Genomic DNA, 14,854 nt, shown 5'->3' with positions numbered 1-14,854 from the left:
CGGACATACGCGTCCTTAATCCCGGCGCGAGACTGTGCGGCAGCCGGAGGCCGCGATGCAGACCATTCTCACATGTATCCAGGAGGCTCACGATAGCCAGTTGCTGATCGTCGCAGCCTTGGTCTGCACGATCGGCGTCTATGGCTCGTTCTCCGTTGCCCGGCATGCCGTGCGATCGACGGGCCGGCGGCGAAGGATCCTGGCCGCCACGAGCGTCATCGCCGCCGGCTGCACGGCCTGGGCAACGCATATGATCGCCCTGCTCGCCTTCCATCCGGGAATGCCGGCGGCTTTCGAGCCCTTCGTCACGGCGCTCTCGCTCGTCATCGGCATAGCGGGCATCGGGAGCGGCATTCTCCTGTCGTTCGGCCGGCGCGGGCGCGCGCGGCATTTCGCCAGCGGGCTGGTGCTGGGGCTGGGCATCGTGGGGCTGCACTATCTGGGGCAGTCCGCCTATGTCGTGCGCGGCCATGTCGCATACGATGCGGGCCTCGTGGCGATCTCGATCCTGGCCAGCCTGCCGATCTTCGCGGTCTCCATGGTCGCGGCCGGCCAGCGGAACAGGCGAGCGCGCCTTCTGGGCGCGCCGCTGCTGCTTCTGGCCATCGCCGTCCTGCACCTGACCGGGATGGCGTCCCTGCGGCTGACCTTCGATCCCCGGGTCCAGCTCCCGGCTCCGGCCCTGCAACCCGATGTCCTGGCGCCGATCGTGGCGGCCGTCTGCATCGGAATCCTCGCCGTCGCGGTCATCGGGCTTCGCCTGACGCTCCATGCGCAGGCGACGCTTCGCCGCGAACGGGAGCGGCTGGGCGAGCTGGCCAATCTGGGGCTGGAAGGGCTGGCGATCTGCGACGAGAACGTCATCGTCACCGCGAACGAGAGCCTCGAGCGGCTGAGCGGGCGCCGCGATCTGGCCGGCTACAGTCTCGAAGCCCTCGTTCCCGCCCTCGACCTCGCCGCGCTGCCGGAACGCGAGGAGGTCGATGCGAAGCTCGTCGATGCGGCGGGCGGGCTCGTGCCGGTGCGTGTCATCCGCAGCGAGGTGCGCCTCGGGCTGCGCTCCCAGAAGGTCTTCGCGTTTCGCGACCAGCGCGAGCGGCTGCGCAGCGAGGAACAGATCCGCACGCTGGCCTTTTCCGATCACCTGACCGGCCTTGCCAACCGGCCCCGCTTCCTCGATCTCCTGGCCGTCGCGGTCGCGGAAGCCGCGGGAAGCGGGCGGGGCTTCGTCGTCTCCCTCCTCGATCTCGACGGCTTCAAGGGCGTCAACGACGCGCTCGGCCACCATGGCGGCGACGAGGTGCTGCGGATCGTCGCCGGGCGGTTGCGGGCGGTGGCGGGCGCCGGGCCGGTGGCCGCGCGGCTGGGCGGCGACGAGTTCGCCATCCTGACGCGCGAGGGATCGGACCCCCTGCACGCCCAGGCGCTGGGAGCGCGGCTGATCGAGGCGATCGAGGAGCCGATCCACGTCGCCGACCAGGTCGTCCACATCTCGGCGAGCGTGGGCATCATGCCTTCGGCGGACCGGCGGTTCGAGCCGATGCAGATCCTGGATAACGCCGACCTCGCCCTCTATGATGCCAAGGGCAGCGGGCGCGGCCGGGTGCGGGTGTTCACGCCCGAGTTGCGCCGGGCCGCGGTGGAGCGCACCGGGCTTGCGCTGGAGCTGCGCGAGGCTTGGGAAGACGGGAATTTCGAGCTTTACTACCAGCCCCAGGTTCGCCTGCCCGACGGCGCGCTCGTGGGCGCGGAAGCGCTGATCCGCTGGAATTACCCCTACAGGGGCGTCCTCGCCCCGGGGGCCTTCCTTCCGATCCTGGAGAACAGCCCGATCGCCGCGCCGCTCGGCCAGTGGATCTTGCTGACGGCGTGCCGCCAGGCCGCCGCCTGGCGGGCGGCTGGCCTCAACGATTTCCGTATCGGCGTGAACCTCTTCTCCGCCCAGCTTCGATGCCCGGACTTCGTCGAGCAGGTGGAAGAGGCCCTTGTGCAGAGCGGGCTTCCCGCCGGCGCCCTGGAGCTGGAGGTGACGGAGAACATCGTCCTGCAGAACGAGGCGCTGACGCTCAGCCATCTGGCGCGGCTGCGCAAGCTCGGCGTCGGCATCGCCTTCGACGATTTCGGCACCGGCTTCGCCTCGCTGACCATGCTGAAGCGGATCGAGATCGACCGCCTGAAGGTCGACCGCTCCTTCGTGCGCAATGTCGAGGCCGACGTCCGGGACCAGGCCATCGTGGAGGCCGTCGCGCGGATGGCGCAAGGCTGCGGGCTCACCGTCATCGCCGAAGGCATCGAGACGGAGGGGCAGGCCCGCTTCATGCAGCGCCACGCAACCGAGGGGCAGGGATATCTCTTCGGCCGCCCGATGACCGCCGCCGCCTTCGCCAGCCGCTTCGGCGCCGACGGGGCGGGCGCATCGGCCGCGGCATGAGCCCGGGCGAGGGGCCGCGCTGTCCGACCCCGCCGGGCGGAGCCGGACAGCGCCGGGACGGTCAGGGCTTGTCGCGGTCCACGGCGAAGGGCGCCCAGGCCTGGCGGGTCGGCATGATCTCCAGCCGGTTGATGGCCATGTGCGCCGGAAGGGTCGCCACGTAGAAGATCTGCTCGGCGATGTCCTGCGCCGTCAGCGGCGTCGTTCCGGCATAGAGGGCGTCGGAGGCCGCCTGGTCGCCCTTGGTGCGCACCAGCGTGAACTCGGTCTCGGCCATGCCGGGCGCGATATCGGTGACGCGCACGCCCGTGGCGATCAGGTCGCTGCGAAGGTTCAGGCTGAACTGCTTCACGAAGGCTTTCGTGGCGCCGTAGACATGGCTTCCCGGATAGGGCCATTCCCCCGCGACCGAGCCGATATTGACGATGCTGGCGCCCGCGCCCGTCTTCAAAAGCCAGGGCAGCGCCGCGTGGGTGACGTTCACGAGGCCCGTCACGTTCGTGTCGATCATCGTGTGCCAGTCCTCCAGCGCCGCGCGCTGGGCCGGAACGGGGGCAAGGGCGAGCCCGGCATTGTTGACGAGCGTCGTCAGCGCGCGGAACGCCTCGGGCAGCGCGTCGAAGGCGGCCTGCACGGCCTTCGCGTCGCGCACGTCCAGCGCGGCGATGTGGACCGGCACCTGGGGGGCAAGCTCGTCGCGCAGCGCGGCGAGGCGCTCCTGGCGGCGTCCGGTGAGGACGAGCGACCAGCCGGCCTGCGCGAAACGGCGGGCCGTCGCCTGCCCGAACCCCGACGTGGCGCCGGTGATGAAGACCACTTGACTCATGATGCAACCTTGATCGTGTCGTTGTCTGAAAGGAACGCGGGTGCTTAGTCCACCCGCTCCAGGAACTTGCGGACGCGTTCCGAACTCGGGTTGGTGAAGAAGGTCTCTGGCGGCGCCTTCTCCACGATCACGCCCTTGTCGAGGAACACGACCTGATCGGACACCGCGCGCGCGAAGTCCATCTCATGCGTCACCACGATCATGGTGTAGCCCTCGCCGGAGAGGTTGCGCATCACCTGCAGCACCTCGCCCACGCGCTCGGGATCGAGCGCGGAGGTCGGCTCGTCGAACAGGATCACCTCAGGGCTCATGGCGAGCGCGCGGGCGATGGCGACGCGCTGCTTCTGGCCGCCGGACAGCGTGTAGGGATAGGCTTCGGCCTTCTCGCTGAGGCCCACTTTCTCCAGAAGGGACAGGGCAAGGGCGCGGGCCTCCTCCCTGGGCATGCGCTTCACCTGCACCGGAGAGATCATCACATTGTGCAGGACGTTGAGATGGGGCCAGAGATTGAAGCTCTGGAACACCATGCCGGCGCGGGCGCGGATCGCCGCCATCTCGCGGTTCGTCATGGCGCGCCTGGCCTTCTCGTTGTAGCCGATGCGCTCTCCGCCGATGCGGATCGACCCGCTGTCGGGCACCTCCAGCCAGTTGATGCAGCGCAGCATGGTGGACTTGCCGGAGCCGGACGAGCCCAGGACGCTCACCACGTCGCCCTTTCCCACGGTCAGGTCGATATCGCGCAGGACCTCGTAGCCATCGAAGCTCTTGCACAGCTTCGTGATTTCGACGGCGGGGCTGTCAGACATTCTCGAAGCCTCTCCTGGCCCCGAACAGGCCGGCTTTCTTCACCGCGAGTTCGAGACAGATCGTGATGAGCCAGTAGAGCAGAATGACGACGACGAAGGCCTCGGCGGGGATGAAGTAGGTCGCCTGCACCGCGTTGGCGGCCGCCGTCAGCTCCTGCACCGTGATGATGGCGAGGAAGGACGTGTCCTTGAGGGCAAGGATGAGCTGGTTTCCCAGGATCGGTCGCGTGCGCACCAGTAGCTGGGGCAGGACGATCCGCAGGAAGATGGTGTGCGGCAGCAGCCCGTAGGCCTTGGCCGCCTCCACCTGCCCCGCCGGCAGCACCATGCGGGCGCCGCGCAGGATCTCGGCGAAATAGGCCCCGTGATAGACGATCATCGCTGTGAGCCCGGCCGTCACCGCGCTCATGCGCAGCCCGAGCTGCGGCAGGCCGTAATAGAGCAGATAGGCCAGGATCAGGAAGGGCAGGGCGCGCATCGTGTTGATGAAGCCGCGCAGGAGGAGGACCAGCGGGCCACCGCGCTCCAGCCCGTACAGAAGCAGCGTTCCGACCACCAGCGCGCCGATGACGGAGAGCCCGAAGATCCAAAGCGTCAGGCCGAGGCCCGAAAGGATGGTCTCGCGCGATTCCCAGATGATGTCCCACTCGGCCATGGCCCCGTATCCTTACATTGCCAGCCGGTTGGCCTTTTTCTCGGCGTGGGATTGCAGCCGGATCAAGACGCCGATGATGAGCATGTAGAGGGCGCAGGCCGCCAGGATGGGCGGCAGCGGCTCGTAAGTCACCGCGCTGATGCGGTTGGTGACGCGGGTGAGTTCCACCACGCCGATGATCGCGATGGCCGGGCTGCCCTTGATGAGGAAGGACATCTCGTTGACGAGGCCCGGCAGGCTGCTCGTCACCATCTGCGGCAGCATGATGTGCCGGAAATAGGTGGGCCCCGTCATCCCGCAGGCGAGCGCCGCCTCGCGCTGCTCGCGCGGGAAGTTGAGGAAGGCGGCGCGCCAGATCTCGGCGTTGAAGGCGGTGGTGTTCAGCGTGAGCGCCAGGATGGCCGCCGTGTTTCGGCTCAGCGAGAAGCCGAAGGTCGGCGAGGCGAGGAACAGGAAGAGCACGAGCGTCACCAGCGGCGTGGCGCGCGCCAGGCTGGTATAGACGACGAGGACCTGCTCCAGGACGGGAATGCGCGCGGCGCGCAACAGGGCGATGGCGAGGCCGAGGACGAGGCCCATCGCGATGGAGACGGCGCAGATCCACAGCGTCGTCCATGCGCCTTGCAGGAGAAGCATCCAGGCTTGTTGCGTCATGTGCGGGCTTTGCTGTCACGCGGGCGCGCCGGGCGCGAAACGAGGCGGAAGGAGGCCGCGCGGCGGCGAAGGGCGCGGCCGCGCGGCGTCTTCGCGGTCAGTCCCCGAGACCCGCGAGCGCGCGGAACTGGTCGACGGTGGTGATGGGCTCGGTCGGCAGCGCCGGGAAGGCCTCGCCGAACCACTTCTCCTGCAATTCGGCGAGGCGGCCGCTTTCGCGGGCCTGCGCGATGAACTGGGTGATGAATTCGAGCAGCTCCGGGCTGGCCTTGGGGATCGGCCAGGCGGCGAAGCCGTCGCCCGAAACCGCGATGCCGCGCTCGAACACGTCGCCGCGCGTCTTGACCAGATCGTTGATCGAGATCAGCGCGTTGATGACGTAGTCGAGGCGCCCGTTGGCGAGATCGGCATAGGCTTCCGGATAGGATTGATACTCCACCACCTCGCCGATGGAGCACCCCTGCTCCTCCATCATGCTCTCCAGCTCGGGCAGGCGGGTCAGAAGCGCGCTGCCGGCCTGGAGGCCGGCGGTCTTGCCGCACAGGCTGGCGATGTCGCTCAGGCTGTCGTCTCCCGCGCGCTTGACATAGAAGTGCTGGGCCGAGGCGAAGGGCGGCGCGAAATCGAAGACGCGAAGCCGCTCCTCCGTGACGAGGGCGCCGGTGAACGCCATGTCGTACTGGCCGGAGGAGACGGAGGCGAGGAGGCCGGTCCACGGCAGGATTTCCTGGCGCACCTCGATGCCGCTCTCGGCCGCGAAGGCGCGAAGGTCTTCCAGCAACTCCTTGTGGAAGCCCTCGGGCTGGCCGTCCACGATGAAGTTGAACGGGGCGTAGTCGTCCTCGGTCGCCACGGTCATGTATCCCTGGCTCTCGATGTCGGAGAGGTCGGCGAGCGCGGCGAGCGGAGCGCAAAGGAAGCCGCCGGCCACCGCCACCGCTCCCATCAGGGCCCTGAACTTCCCGTTCCTCGCCGTGCGGCTCGACTGCGCCATTCTCGCTTCTCCAATCATCGTGAGGGTCCGCACGGTCGCCGCGGGAGCGCGGCAGCGCCGGAATCGTCCGCGATAGTAGGAACGGTTCCGAAAGCCCCGATAGGACCAGTTGCACTCTGTCGTTGTGTCAGCTCCCGCGAGCCGGGCGGCGCCAAGGGATCGCTGCCCCGACCGAACCGCCGCTCTGGCCCTATCCGGTCGGTTGCGCGGCTTCCTATCATGGCCTTCCCGACCGGCCGCAAGCGCCGGTTCCCCTCGGTGAGCGATCGATGATCCCGTCCCCCGCCTCGCGTCCCGGAGCCCCTTCCGCGCCCATCCGCGCCGCGCTGTCCTGCCCTTTTTTTCAGCAGGTCAACGCGACGATCGGCCGGAAGCGCGCTGCTCGCGTGCGGTTCGTGCCCGCGCTCCGGCGCGCGCGCGCCCTGAATGGCGGGCGCGCGCCGCTTGGCCCGGGACTTGCTGCGCCCCAGGCGTGGCAACGAGGGGAACGGGCGATGATCGATCACTTCTTCCGTCTGGATTTCGCAAGCGGCAGGGGCCTGCAGGAGCAACTGCGCGAAGGTCTGGTCTCTGCGATCCTGGCGGGCGGCTTTCCCGCCGACGAGCCGCTTCCCTCCTGCCGCAAGCTCGCCAGCCAGCTTCGCGTCTCGCGCAACACGGTCAATCTCGTCTATGAAAGCCTCATCGACCACGGCTATCTCGTCAGCAAGCCGCGCAAGGGGTTCTTCCTTCATGCCGATTATGCCGATGGCGGGCAGGGGCCGGGCTTTCCCCGGCACTCCCTTTCGGCGGCCGCCAGCGGGGCGGGCGATCCCTCCGGCCCGGATTGGGCGGCCCGGTTCAAGCTGAGGCCGGGCGCAAAACCCATCGTCGACAGGCCGAGGGACTGGGCGGACTTCCCCTATCCCTTCGTCTACGGCCAGCCGATGCACGGCCTGTTCCCGCTCGATCACTGGCGCGAGGCCTCGCGCCGCTCGCTCTCGCGCGACAATGCGCAGACCTGGCACCGCGACCGCTTCGACCGGGATGACGAGATGCTGATCGAGCAACTGCGCACCCGCGTCCTGCCCAAGCGCGGCATCTGGGCGCGCCCGGAGGAGATTCTCGTCACGCTCGGCTCGCAGAACGCGCTCTATCTCCTGGCGAGCCTCCTGATGAACCGCAGGACGAGCGTGGCGGTGGAAACGCCGGGCTTTCGCGATGCGGCCTCGATCTTCGAACTGCACGGGGCGCAGGTGCGCCCGCACGGCCTGGACGAGGGCGGCATCGTGGTGGACGAGCGCCTCGACGACTGCGACTACATCTATCTCACGCCGAGCCATCAGGTGCCGACCGGCATCTCCATGAGCGCGGCGCGGCGCACGAAGCTGCTCGCCCAGGCGCGCGGGCGCGACCAGATCATCATCGAGGACGATTACGACGCCGAGCTCAATCTCGACGCCGACGCGCTGCCGGCCATCAAGGCGAGCGACGCCTCGGGGCGCGTGGTCTATATCAGCAGCCTGTCCAAGCCCTTCTCGCCGGGCCTGCGCATCGGCTATCTGGTGGCCGACGCGGCCCTCGTGGAGGAACTGCGCGCGCTGCGCCGCCTCATGTATCGCCACCCGCCGCTGAACAACCAGCGCATGCTGGCCGAATTCCTCTCGCAGGGCTATTACGACGCCCATCTGCGCCGCTTCCGCGCCGAGCATAGGCACAGGCGGGATCTACTCGCCGAGGCGCTGGGCCGAGACCTCGAATCCTGCCGTCAGATCGGCCATCCGAGCGCCAGCGCCTTCTGGCTTGCCGCGCCCGAGGGGGTGGACACGCGCAAGCTCTCCCATACGGCGGCGCGCAGGGGGGTTGTCTTCGAGTATGGCGAGCAGTTCTTCTTCGAGGGCGCGGCGCCGAAGAACTGCATGCGCCTCGGCTTCAACGCCATCGCCACCAGCCGCATCTCGGAAGGGATCGGCATGTTGGCGGGCGCCATGGACGCCCTCTAGGGCGGACGCAGAAATCGCTGCGCATTTCCGCCCGGATTGCTGTAGCTCCCTTCATTGTCCTTTCGACGTCGCGGTCGCGCGGGACCGCTCCGGCCGTGCGGGGCCGGACATGTTTTCCACGGCAGGAGGCCTTCCATGGCGCACGAACTCACGCTGAACCCCTCGGCCCCGGCCGTGCTGCGCAATCGCTCGCTCGACGACGAGGCCGTGCGCGAGGCGCGCGTGGACCTGGCCGCCTGCTTCCGCATGGCCGCGCGCCTCGGCCTGGAGGAGGGTATCTGCAACCACTTCTCGGCCGTGGTGCCCGGGCATGAGGATCTCTTCCTGGTGAACCCCTATGGCTGGGCCTTCGCGGAGATCACCGCCTCCCAGCTCCTGATCTGCGATTTCGAGGGGCGCGTGGTGGCGGGGCAGGGCCAGCCGGAGGCGACCGCCTTCCACATCCACGCCCAGCTCCACAAGAAGCTGCCGCGAGCGACCGCCGCCTTCCACACCCATATGCCCAACGCCACCGCGCTGGCGATGGTGGAGGGCGCCCCCTTCGTCTGGGCCGGGCAGACCTCGCTGAAATTCTACGGGCGCACGGCGGTGGACGAGGACTATAACGGGCTGGCACTGGACGAGCGGGAAGGCGAGCGCATCGCCGCCGCCATCGGCGATGCGGATATCGTCTTCATGAAGAACCACGGCGTCATGGTGCTCGGGCCGACCATCGCGGAAGCCTTCGACGATCTCTATTACCTGGAGCGCGCCGCCGAGGTGCAGGTCAAGGCCATGTCACTCGGCAGGCCCCTCAAGCCGATCCCGCCGGCGGTGGCCGAGCAGGCCTATCGCCAGATGCGGGAGGGCGACGCGGAAAGCGCCCGCCTGCACCTGGAGAGCGTCAAGCGCATCCTGCGCCGCGCCGAGCCGGATTTCGCACATTAGCCATCTCCATGCCCCATCGTGGCCGGGCAACGCCCGCTCGCAGCCCCAGCACCTCCCAGTTCGGATATTGGACATGAACCATTTGAAGCCCAACGATTTCGGTCCCGTCATCGAGGCGGACCGCGCGCATGTCTGGCATCACATGATGCAGCACAAGCCGCTCGAGAGCGCCGATCCGCGCATCATCGTGGAGGGACGCGGACTGCACGTCTGGGACGCGGCGGGGCGGCGTTATCTCGACGCGCTGTCGGGCGGCGTGTGGACCGTCAATGTCGGCTACGGGCGCACGAGCATCGCCGATGCGGTGCGCGACCAGCTCGTCACCATGAACTACTTCGCCCAGTCGGCGGGCTCGATTCCGGCCGCGCTGTTCGCCGAGGCGCTGGTGGAGAAGATGCCGGGCCTCTCGCGCGTCTACTTCAACAATTCCGGCTCGGAGGCCAACGAGAAGGTCTTCAAGATGGTGCGCCAGATCGCGCAGCGCCATCATGGCGGGCGCAAGTGGAAGATCCTCTACCGCGAACGCGACTATCACGGCACCACCATCGGCGCGCTGGCATCCTCCGGCCAGGCCGAGCGCGCGGCCATGTACGGACCTTACCCGGACGGCTTCGTGATGGTGCCGCACTGCCTGGAATATCGCCGCCAGTGGGAGGTGGAGAACTATGGCGAGCGGGCTGCCGACGCCATCGAGGAGGTGATCCTGCGCGAGGGGCCCGATACGATCGGCCTCCTGTGCCTGGAGCCGCTGACGGCGGGCGGCGGCGTGATCGTGCCGCCGGAAGGCTACTGGCAGCGTGTACAGGAGATCTGCCGCAAATACGACATCCTGCTGCATATCGACGAGGTGGTCTGCGGGCTCGGGCGCATCGGCACCTGGTTCGGCTACCAGAGCTTCGGCATCCAGCCCGACTTCGTGACCATGGCCAAGGGCGTGGCCTCGGGCTATGCCGCCATCTCCTGCACGGTCACGACGGACGCGGTGTTCGACCTCTTCAAGGACGACACCGATCCGATGGCGCATTTCCGCGACATCTCCACCTTCGGCGGCTGCACGGCGGGCCCTGCCGCGGCGCTGGAGAACATGCGCATCATCGAGGACGAGAAGCTGCTCGACAATTGCCTGACCATGGGCGAGCGCCTGATGGAGCGTCTGGAAGGGCTGAAGTCGAAGCACGAGGTGGTGGGCGACGTGCGCGGGCGCGGGCTGTTCGCGGGCATCGAGCTCGTGGCGGACCGCACCACCAAGGAGCCGGCGAACGAGAAGCTGGTGCAGAAGGTCGTGAGCGAGGCCAATGCGCGGGGCGTCATCATCGGCATGACGAACCGCTCCATCCCCGGCCTCAACAACACGCTGTGCCTCGCGCCGGCGCTGATCGCCAAGTCCGACGATATCGACACCATCGCCGATGCGATCGACGAGGCGCTGGCCGCGACATTCGGGAAGTAGGCACGGCGGCCATGGCGGATGGGCGAGCGTCCATCCGCCACCGGCCCAAGCTTACTTGGCGAAGTTGGCGGCGATGCGCTGCTGAAGGTAGTCATGGGCCGTGATGGGGGCATATTTGCCCATCGGCCCCCGGATGATCGCGTCCTTGTTGGCCTGGCAGAAGAAGGGCAGCGAATAGCGCGGCCCCAGATACTCGTCCGGGCGCGGCATGCGCACGCGGTGCAGCGTCGACTGGAGCTGGTCGTCGCTCCAGCGCATCAGCATGTCGCCGATATTGCAGGTGACGACGCCCGGCAGGGGCGGCACGTCCGTCCAGGCCAGTTCGCCCGAGCCCGTCTCCCGGCCGGGGCAGAGCTGGAGGCCACCCTGGCCCGTGCGCTGGTGAAGCAGTGTGAGGCAATCGAAGTCGGTATGCGCGCCCGCCCGCCAGCCGGTGAAATCCTCCGGCTTGGCGCCCTCCATCGGCAGGTAGTGGATGAGGCGCAGCGTGCTCTGGTACTCGGGCGAAAGCGGATCGTGCGCCTCGGTGAAGAAGTCGGGCGCAAAGCCGAGCTTGAGCGCGAAGCAGGACAGGACCTTCATGCCGAGCGCCCAGTTGGCCCGCTCGAAGGCCAGCATCGCGGCGCGGAAGCCGGCTAGCTCCTCCCCGCTCGGCCAGAGCTTCTCCATGCGCGGAAGGGTGATCTGGTAGGATTCCTTGTTGTCGGGCGTGCCGGTGGAGGGGCGCACCTGCGCCTTGTATTCCCAGCCCGCATTGGTGCCCCTGCCGAGCGGATACTTTTCCTTCACCTCGGCGGGAAGCGCGAAGAAGCGCTCCGTCATGGCGAAGGCCTCGTCGATCTGCTCCTGTGCGATGCCGTGGTTGACGAGCTGGAAGAAGCCGATGCGGGTGGAGGCTTCCCAGAGCTGGTCGGCGATCTCGGCCTTGCGGTTCTCGAAATCGCCGAGGTCGATCTGCGGAACCTCGCGTTCCACCGTGGTGCCGAGCCCTCCGAAGGTGGTCTCCTTGTTCAGTTCGTCGAGCGTGTAGGCCGGTCGAGAGGCGGTCATCCGTGTTCTCCTTGTCGTCGTGGCGGCGCGGGGCGCCGTTCGGTTGAAGGAGCAATGTCCGGCGGCATCCCTTGCCGGCCGACTGCTTCTACTCCCCTGGCTCCGCCCGCGCCCTCGAGGCGCGGCGCGAATTCGTTCAGGCCGCCCGCCGCAGGCGCGCGGTCACGCGCTCGGCGTCGGCGGCCAGTTGATCGAGGTCCAGCCAGTCGAGCCGCCCCTGCGTGACGATGGGGCGACCGGCTACGAAGCTGGCGCGCAACTGCGCCTGCCCGCCGGAGATGACGGGGCCGGCCAGCCTGTCGTGCGAGCCGAGCCATCGCGGGCCCGTCACATCGAAGAGCGCGAGATCGGCCGGGCGTCCGGGTTCGATGCGGCCCAGCGCCGAGAGGCCGAGCACGTCCGCTCCCCCGCGCTCGCCCAGCCCATCGCCTCCTCCACGCTCAGCGCCCCCGGCCCCTTTGCGGCCCGGTGCAGCGTGAAGGCGGCGTAGAGGGCGGACGCCATGTCCGCCGCCTCGTTGGCCGCCGCCCCGTCCACCGCCAAGGAGACGCGCCCGCCCTGCCGCGAGAGAAGGTCGGCGGGGGCCACGCCGGAGCCGAGCCGGGCGTTGGCCTGCGGGCAGTGGGCCATGCCGGTGCCGGTCTCAGCCAGCAGCGCGACCTCGCTTGCGTCGCATTCCACCAGATGGGCGAAAAAGACATCCTCGCCGAGCCAGTCGTGCCCGGCGAGCCAGTGCACGGGGCGCTTTCCGAAACGGGCGAGCGTGTAATCCACATAGTCGCCGTTCTCCGACAGGTGCGAATGGAGCCGGAGCCCCATGCGCCGCGCCTCTGCGGCGATGATCCGCAGCTCATGCGTTTCGAGCGAGAAGGTCGGCGTGGTGGGCGCGAAGACGACGCGGCGCATGGCGTCCGGCGCGGGATCGTGCCAGCGCGCGGCGGCCGCTTCCACCGCGTCGATCATCGCGCCCAGGGGCTCCGTCGGCAAAGGGGCGAGGCGGTCGCCGTCGAAGCGCCGGCTTTTCGTGGCGCCGCCCCGGCACAGGGCAAAGCGCAGCCCGAAACGCTCCGCCACCTCGAACAGCACCTCGTTCGGGTCGAAATCGTAGGCCGGCGAGTAGAAGTAATGATGGTCGGCCACCGTGGTGGCGCCCGAAAGGGCCAGCTCGGCAAGGCCGATTGTGGCCGCCACGCGCAGCGCCTCCTCGTCCAGCCGGTCCCAGTAGCTGTAGGGCACGAGGCGCAGCCAGCTCGCCAGCCCTTCGTTCAGGCCGGCGGGAACGGCCTTCAGCACGGACTGGAAGAGGTGGTGGTGCGTGTTGACGAGACCGGGCGTGACGACGCACCCGCCGGCATCGACGATCCTCTCGCCCGGCAGCGGCTCCAGCTCGCCCACCGCCGCGATGCGCCCCTCTGCCACGCGCACATTTCCGGCGGCCCGCGCCCTCTCGCCCGGCAGGCCCGTCAGAATGCCGGCCGCGCCCTGGATGAGGAAGCTCGTCATCGCCCCTCCTTTGGCAGGCTCCAGGGGAAGGCGAGCCGCCGGGCGAGGGATACGGCCTGGAAGAGCAGCAGGGACATGGTGGCCAGCACGAAGAGCCCGGCCCAGGCCTGCGGCAGGCGGAACAGGGAGGTCGAGAACTGGATGAAATAGCCCACGCCCCTGTCGGCCGCGACGAACTCGGCGACCACGGCGCCGATGACCGCGAGGGTGATGGATATCTTCAGTGCCGAGAAGATGTAGGGCACCGCGAAGGGCAGGCGGATCTGGGTGATCTCGCGGTGCGGCGGCGCGCGCAGGCTGCGTGAAAGCTCGATCAGCTCGGGCGGTGTCGCGTTCAGCCCGGTGACGGTCGAGACCACGATGGGAAAGAAGGTGATGAGGCAGGTGATGACGATGCGCGGTGCGTCGCCCGCGCCCATCACGACGATGATGATGGGCGCGATGGCCACGATCGGCGTCGACTGCACGATGACGAGGATGGGCGTGAGCGTGCGCGACAGGAATTGCGAGCGGACCAGCGCCACGGCCAGCGGAATGGCGAGGAGGATGGAGAGCCCGTAGCCGAGAAGCGCCACCTTGAGCGTCGCCGCGATATGCTCCAGCCAGCGCGCCCCGCCCACAGCGCCGAAACCGCCGAGAACCGAGAGGGGAGAGGGCAGGACGAAGGAGGGAATGGCCAGAAGCCGCGTGGCCCCCTCCCAGGCGACGAGAAGGCCGCCCACCGCCGCCAGCGGCAGGGCGATGCCGGCCAGCGGCGGCAGGCGGCGCGCCAGCCCGCGCATCCGGCCCAAGCTGTCAGGCCGCCCGCTTGAGGAGCAGGCTTCGGAGATATCCGGCAAACTCATGCAAGGCTCCGTCGTTGGCGCTGGCCGCATCGCGCGGCCGGGCAAGGGGCACCTTCATGTCGGTGGCGACCGAGCCGGGCCGCCCGCTCATCACCACCACCCGGTCGGCGAGAAGCGCGGCTTCGGCGACCGAATGGGTGATGAACAGGACGGTCTTGGGCCGCGCTTCCCAGATGCGCAGAAGCTCGAACCCCATCTCCTCGCGTGTCAGGGCGTCGAGCGCGGAGAAGGGCTCGTCCATCAGCAGGATGTCGGGGTCCATGTGCAGGGCGCGCGCGATGCCCACGCGCTGCTGCATGCCTCCCGACAATTCGTCCGGCAGGCGGGCGGCGAAGCCCGAAAGCCCGGTGATCTCGATCAGTTCGGCGGCGCGCTGCCTGTCCGCCCGCGTCACCGAGCCCCGCTTGTGGCGGGCGGGGAAGAGGATGTTGTCCTCCACGCTCGCCCAGGGCAGGAGGGTCGGCTTCTGGAACACGATGCCGATGTCGTCGCGCGGCTCCGTGACGGGCAGGCCGAACACCTCCACCGACCCGGCCGTTGGTTTCAGGAGGCCGGCGATGGAGCGCAGGAGCGTGGACTTGCCGCAGCCGGAAGGGCCGAGGACGGCGACGAATTCGTGCCGGTCCACCGTCAGCGTCACGTTGCGCAGCGCCTCCACCGTTCCCTTGCCGATCGCGAAGGTCTGGCCGAGACCCTTCAGGTGCAGCGCGAAGGGAGCACGCATGAGCGCC

General features: G+C 68.7%; 14 protein-coding genes. 4 read left to right on the top strand and 10 right to left on the bottom strand.

Annotation, left to right across the window (positions count from 1 at the left end):
• Positions 1–55: 55 nt before the first annotated feature.
• Positions 56–2,431 (top strand): putative bifunctional diguanylate cyclase/phosphodiesterase, encoded by a 2,376-nt coding sequence (locus J7654_RS01335; protein WP_245195592.1) that lies wholly within the window; start codon positions 56–58, stop codon positions 2,429–2,431.
• Positions 2,432–2,492: 61 nt separating this feature from the next.
• Here J7654_RS01335 and J7654_RS01330 read toward each other — a convergent pair whose 3' ends face one another.
• From J7654_RS01330 to J7654_RS01310, 5 genes are all read right to left on the bottom strand, one after another.
• On the bottom strand, positions 2,493–3,257 hold the full coding sequence (locus J7654_RS01330; RefSeq protein WP_209737538.1) for an SDR family NAD(P)-dependent oxidoreductase: 765 nt from the start codon (positions 3,255–3,257) through the stop codon (positions 2,493–2,495).
• Between the two features lie 44 nt (positions 3,258–3,301).
• Positions 3,302–4,063, bottom strand: a complete 762-nt coding sequence (locus J7654_RS01325; RefSeq protein ID WP_209737537.1) for an amino acid ABC transporter ATP-binding protein — start codon at positions 4,061–4,063, stop codon at positions 3,302–3,304.
• Positions 4,056–4,718 carry an amino acid ABC transporter permease gene (locus J7654_RS01320; protein ID WP_209737535.1) on the bottom strand — a complete coding sequence of 221 codons (663 nt, stop codon included), beginning with the start codon at positions 4,716–4,718 and terminating at the stop codon, positions 4,056–4,058. Before J7654_RS01320 ends, J7654_RS01325 begins: the two co-directional genes overlap by 8 nt.
• A gap of 12 nt (positions 4,719–4,730) precedes the next feature.
• Positions 4,731–5,372 carry an amino acid ABC transporter permease gene (locus J7654_RS01315; protein ID WP_209737533.1) on the bottom strand — a complete coding sequence of 214 codons (642 nt, stop codon included), beginning with the start codon at positions 5,370–5,372 and terminating at the stop codon, positions 4,731–4,733.
• Between the two features lie 97 nt (positions 5,373–5,469).
• Positions 5,470–6,366, bottom strand: a complete 897-nt coding sequence (locus J7654_RS01310; protein WP_209737531.1) for a transporter substrate-binding domain-containing protein — start codon at positions 6,364–6,366, stop codon at positions 5,470–5,472.
• Between the two features lie 494 nt (positions 6,367–6,860).
• Between J7654_RS01310 and pdxR the strand changes: the two genes are divergently transcribed.
• The 3 genes from pdxR (at position 6,861) to J7654_RS01295 (ending at position 10,725) form a co-directional block, all read left to right on the top strand.
• Complete coding sequence (gene pdxR / locus J7654_RS01305; protein ID WP_209737530.1) at positions 6,861–8,348, top strand: MocR-like pyridoxine biosynthesis transcription factor PdxR; 1,488 nt, start codon at positions 6,861–6,863, stop codon at positions 8,346–8,348.
• A 135-nt stretch (positions 8,349–8,483) separates the two neighbouring features.
• Positions 8,484–9,275, top strand: coding sequence for an aldolase (locus J7654_RS01300; RefSeq protein WP_209737529.1), 792 nt, complete (start codon positions 8,484–8,486; stop codon positions 9,273–9,275).
• A gap of 73 nt (positions 9,276–9,348) precedes the next feature.
• On the top strand, positions 9,349–10,725 hold the full coding sequence (locus J7654_RS01295; RefSeq protein WP_209737528.1) for an aminotransferase family protein: 1,377 nt from the start codon (positions 9,349–9,351) through the stop codon (positions 10,723–10,725).
• A gap of 51 nt (positions 10,726–10,776) precedes the next feature.
• On the opposite strand, the gene J7654_RS01290 is transcribed toward J7654_RS01295, so the two are convergent.
• The 5 genes from J7654_RS01290 to J7654_RS01275 all read right to left on the bottom strand — a co-directional run bounded on the left by J7654_RS01290 (position 10,777) and on the right by J7654_RS01275 (position 14,847).
• A complete protein-coding gene (locus tag J7654_RS01290) occupies positions 10,777–11,775 on the bottom strand; it encodes an isopenicillin N synthase family dioxygenase (protein WP_209737527.1) in 999 nt (332 codons plus the stop codon).
• 136 nt (positions 11,776–11,911) lie between these two features.
• Entirely contained in the window at positions 11,912–12,172 is a 261-nt protein-coding gene (locus J7654_RS18265) for a hypothetical protein (protein WP_245195591.1), read from the bottom strand.
• A complete protein-coding gene (locus tag J7654_RS01285; protein WP_245195590.1) occupies positions 12,103–13,278 on the bottom strand; it encodes an amidohydrolase family protein in 1,176 nt (391 codons plus the stop codon). The genes J7654_RS18265 and J7654_RS01285 overlap by 70 nt, the downstream gene beginning before the upstream one ends.
• Complete coding sequence (locus J7654_RS01280; protein ID WP_209737526.1) at positions 13,275–14,123, bottom strand: ABC transporter permease; 849 nt, start codon at positions 14,121–14,123, stop codon at positions 13,275–13,277. Before J7654_RS01280 ends, J7654_RS01285 begins: the two co-directional genes overlap by 4 nt.
• Positions 14,074–14,847: an ABC transporter ATP-binding protein gene (locus J7654_RS01275; protein WP_209737525.1), complete on the bottom strand. Its 774-nt coding sequence runs from the start codon at positions 14,845–14,847 to the stop codon at positions 14,074–14,076. Before J7654_RS01275 ends, J7654_RS01280 begins: the two co-directional genes overlap by 50 nt.
• Positions 14,848–14,854 lie beyond the last annotated feature (7 nt).

Origin of the sequence: Aureimonas populi (assembly GCF_017815515.1) — a bacterium.
Lineage (GTDB): Bacteria > Pseudomonadota > Alphaproteobacteria > Rhizobiales > Rhizobiaceae > Aureimonas > Aureimonas populi.
Note: the sequence above shows the minus strand (reverse complement) of the source record. Positions and strands in the feature narration are given on the sequence as shown.

Excerpts from the sequence above, each read along its gene's own strand:
- J7654_RS01335 (WP_245195592.1), top strand. The coding sequence starts at position 56 with ATGCAGACCATTCTCACATGTATCCAGGAGGCTCACGATAGCCAGTTG.
- J7654_RS01330 (WP_209737538.1), bottom strand. The coding sequence starts at position 3,257 with ATGAGTCAAGTGGTCTTCATCACCGGCGCCACGTCGGGGTTCGGGCAG.
- J7654_RS01325 (WP_209737537.1), bottom strand. The coding sequence starts at position 4,063 with ATGTCTGACAGCCCCGCCGTCGAAATCACGAAGCTGTGCAAGAGCTTC.
- J7654_RS01320 (WP_209737535.1), bottom strand. The coding sequence starts at position 4,718 with ATGGCCGAGTGGGACATCATCTGGGAATCGCGCGAGACCATCCTTTCG.
- J7654_RS01315 (WP_209737533.1), bottom strand. The coding sequence starts at position 5,372 with ATGACGCAACAAGCCTGGATGCTTCTCCTGCAAGGCGCATGGACGACG.
- J7654_RS01310 (WP_209737531.1), bottom strand. The coding sequence starts at position 6,366 with ATGGCGCAGTCGAGCCGCACGGCGAGGAACGGGAAGTTCAGGGCCCTG.
- pdxR (WP_209737530.1), top strand. The coding sequence starts at position 6,861 with ATGATCGATCACTTCTTCCGTCTGGATTTCGCAAGCGGCAGGGGCCTG.
- J7654_RS01300 (WP_209737529.1), top strand. The coding sequence starts at position 8,484 with ATGGCGCACGAACTCACGCTGAACCCCTCGGCCCCGGCCGTGCTGCGC.
- J7654_RS01295 (WP_209737528.1), top strand. The coding sequence starts at position 9,349 with ATGAACCATTTGAAGCCCAACGATTTCGGTCCCGTCATCGAGGCGGAC.
- J7654_RS01290 (WP_209737527.1), bottom strand. The coding sequence starts at position 11,775 with ATGACCGCCTCTCGACCGGCCTACACGCTCGACGAACTGAACAAGGAG.
- J7654_RS01285 (WP_245195590.1), bottom strand. The coding sequence starts at position 13,278 with ATGACGAGCTTCCTCATCCAGGGCGCGGCCGGCATTCTGACGGGCCTG.
- J7654_RS01280 (WP_209737526.1), bottom strand. The coding sequence starts at position 14,123 with ATGAGTTTGCCGGATATCTCCGAAGCCTGCTCCTCAAGCGGGCGGCCT.
- J7654_RS01275 (WP_209737525.1), bottom strand. The coding sequence starts at position 14,847 with ATGCGTGCTCCCTTCGCGCTGCACCTGAAGGGTCTCGGCCAGACCTTC.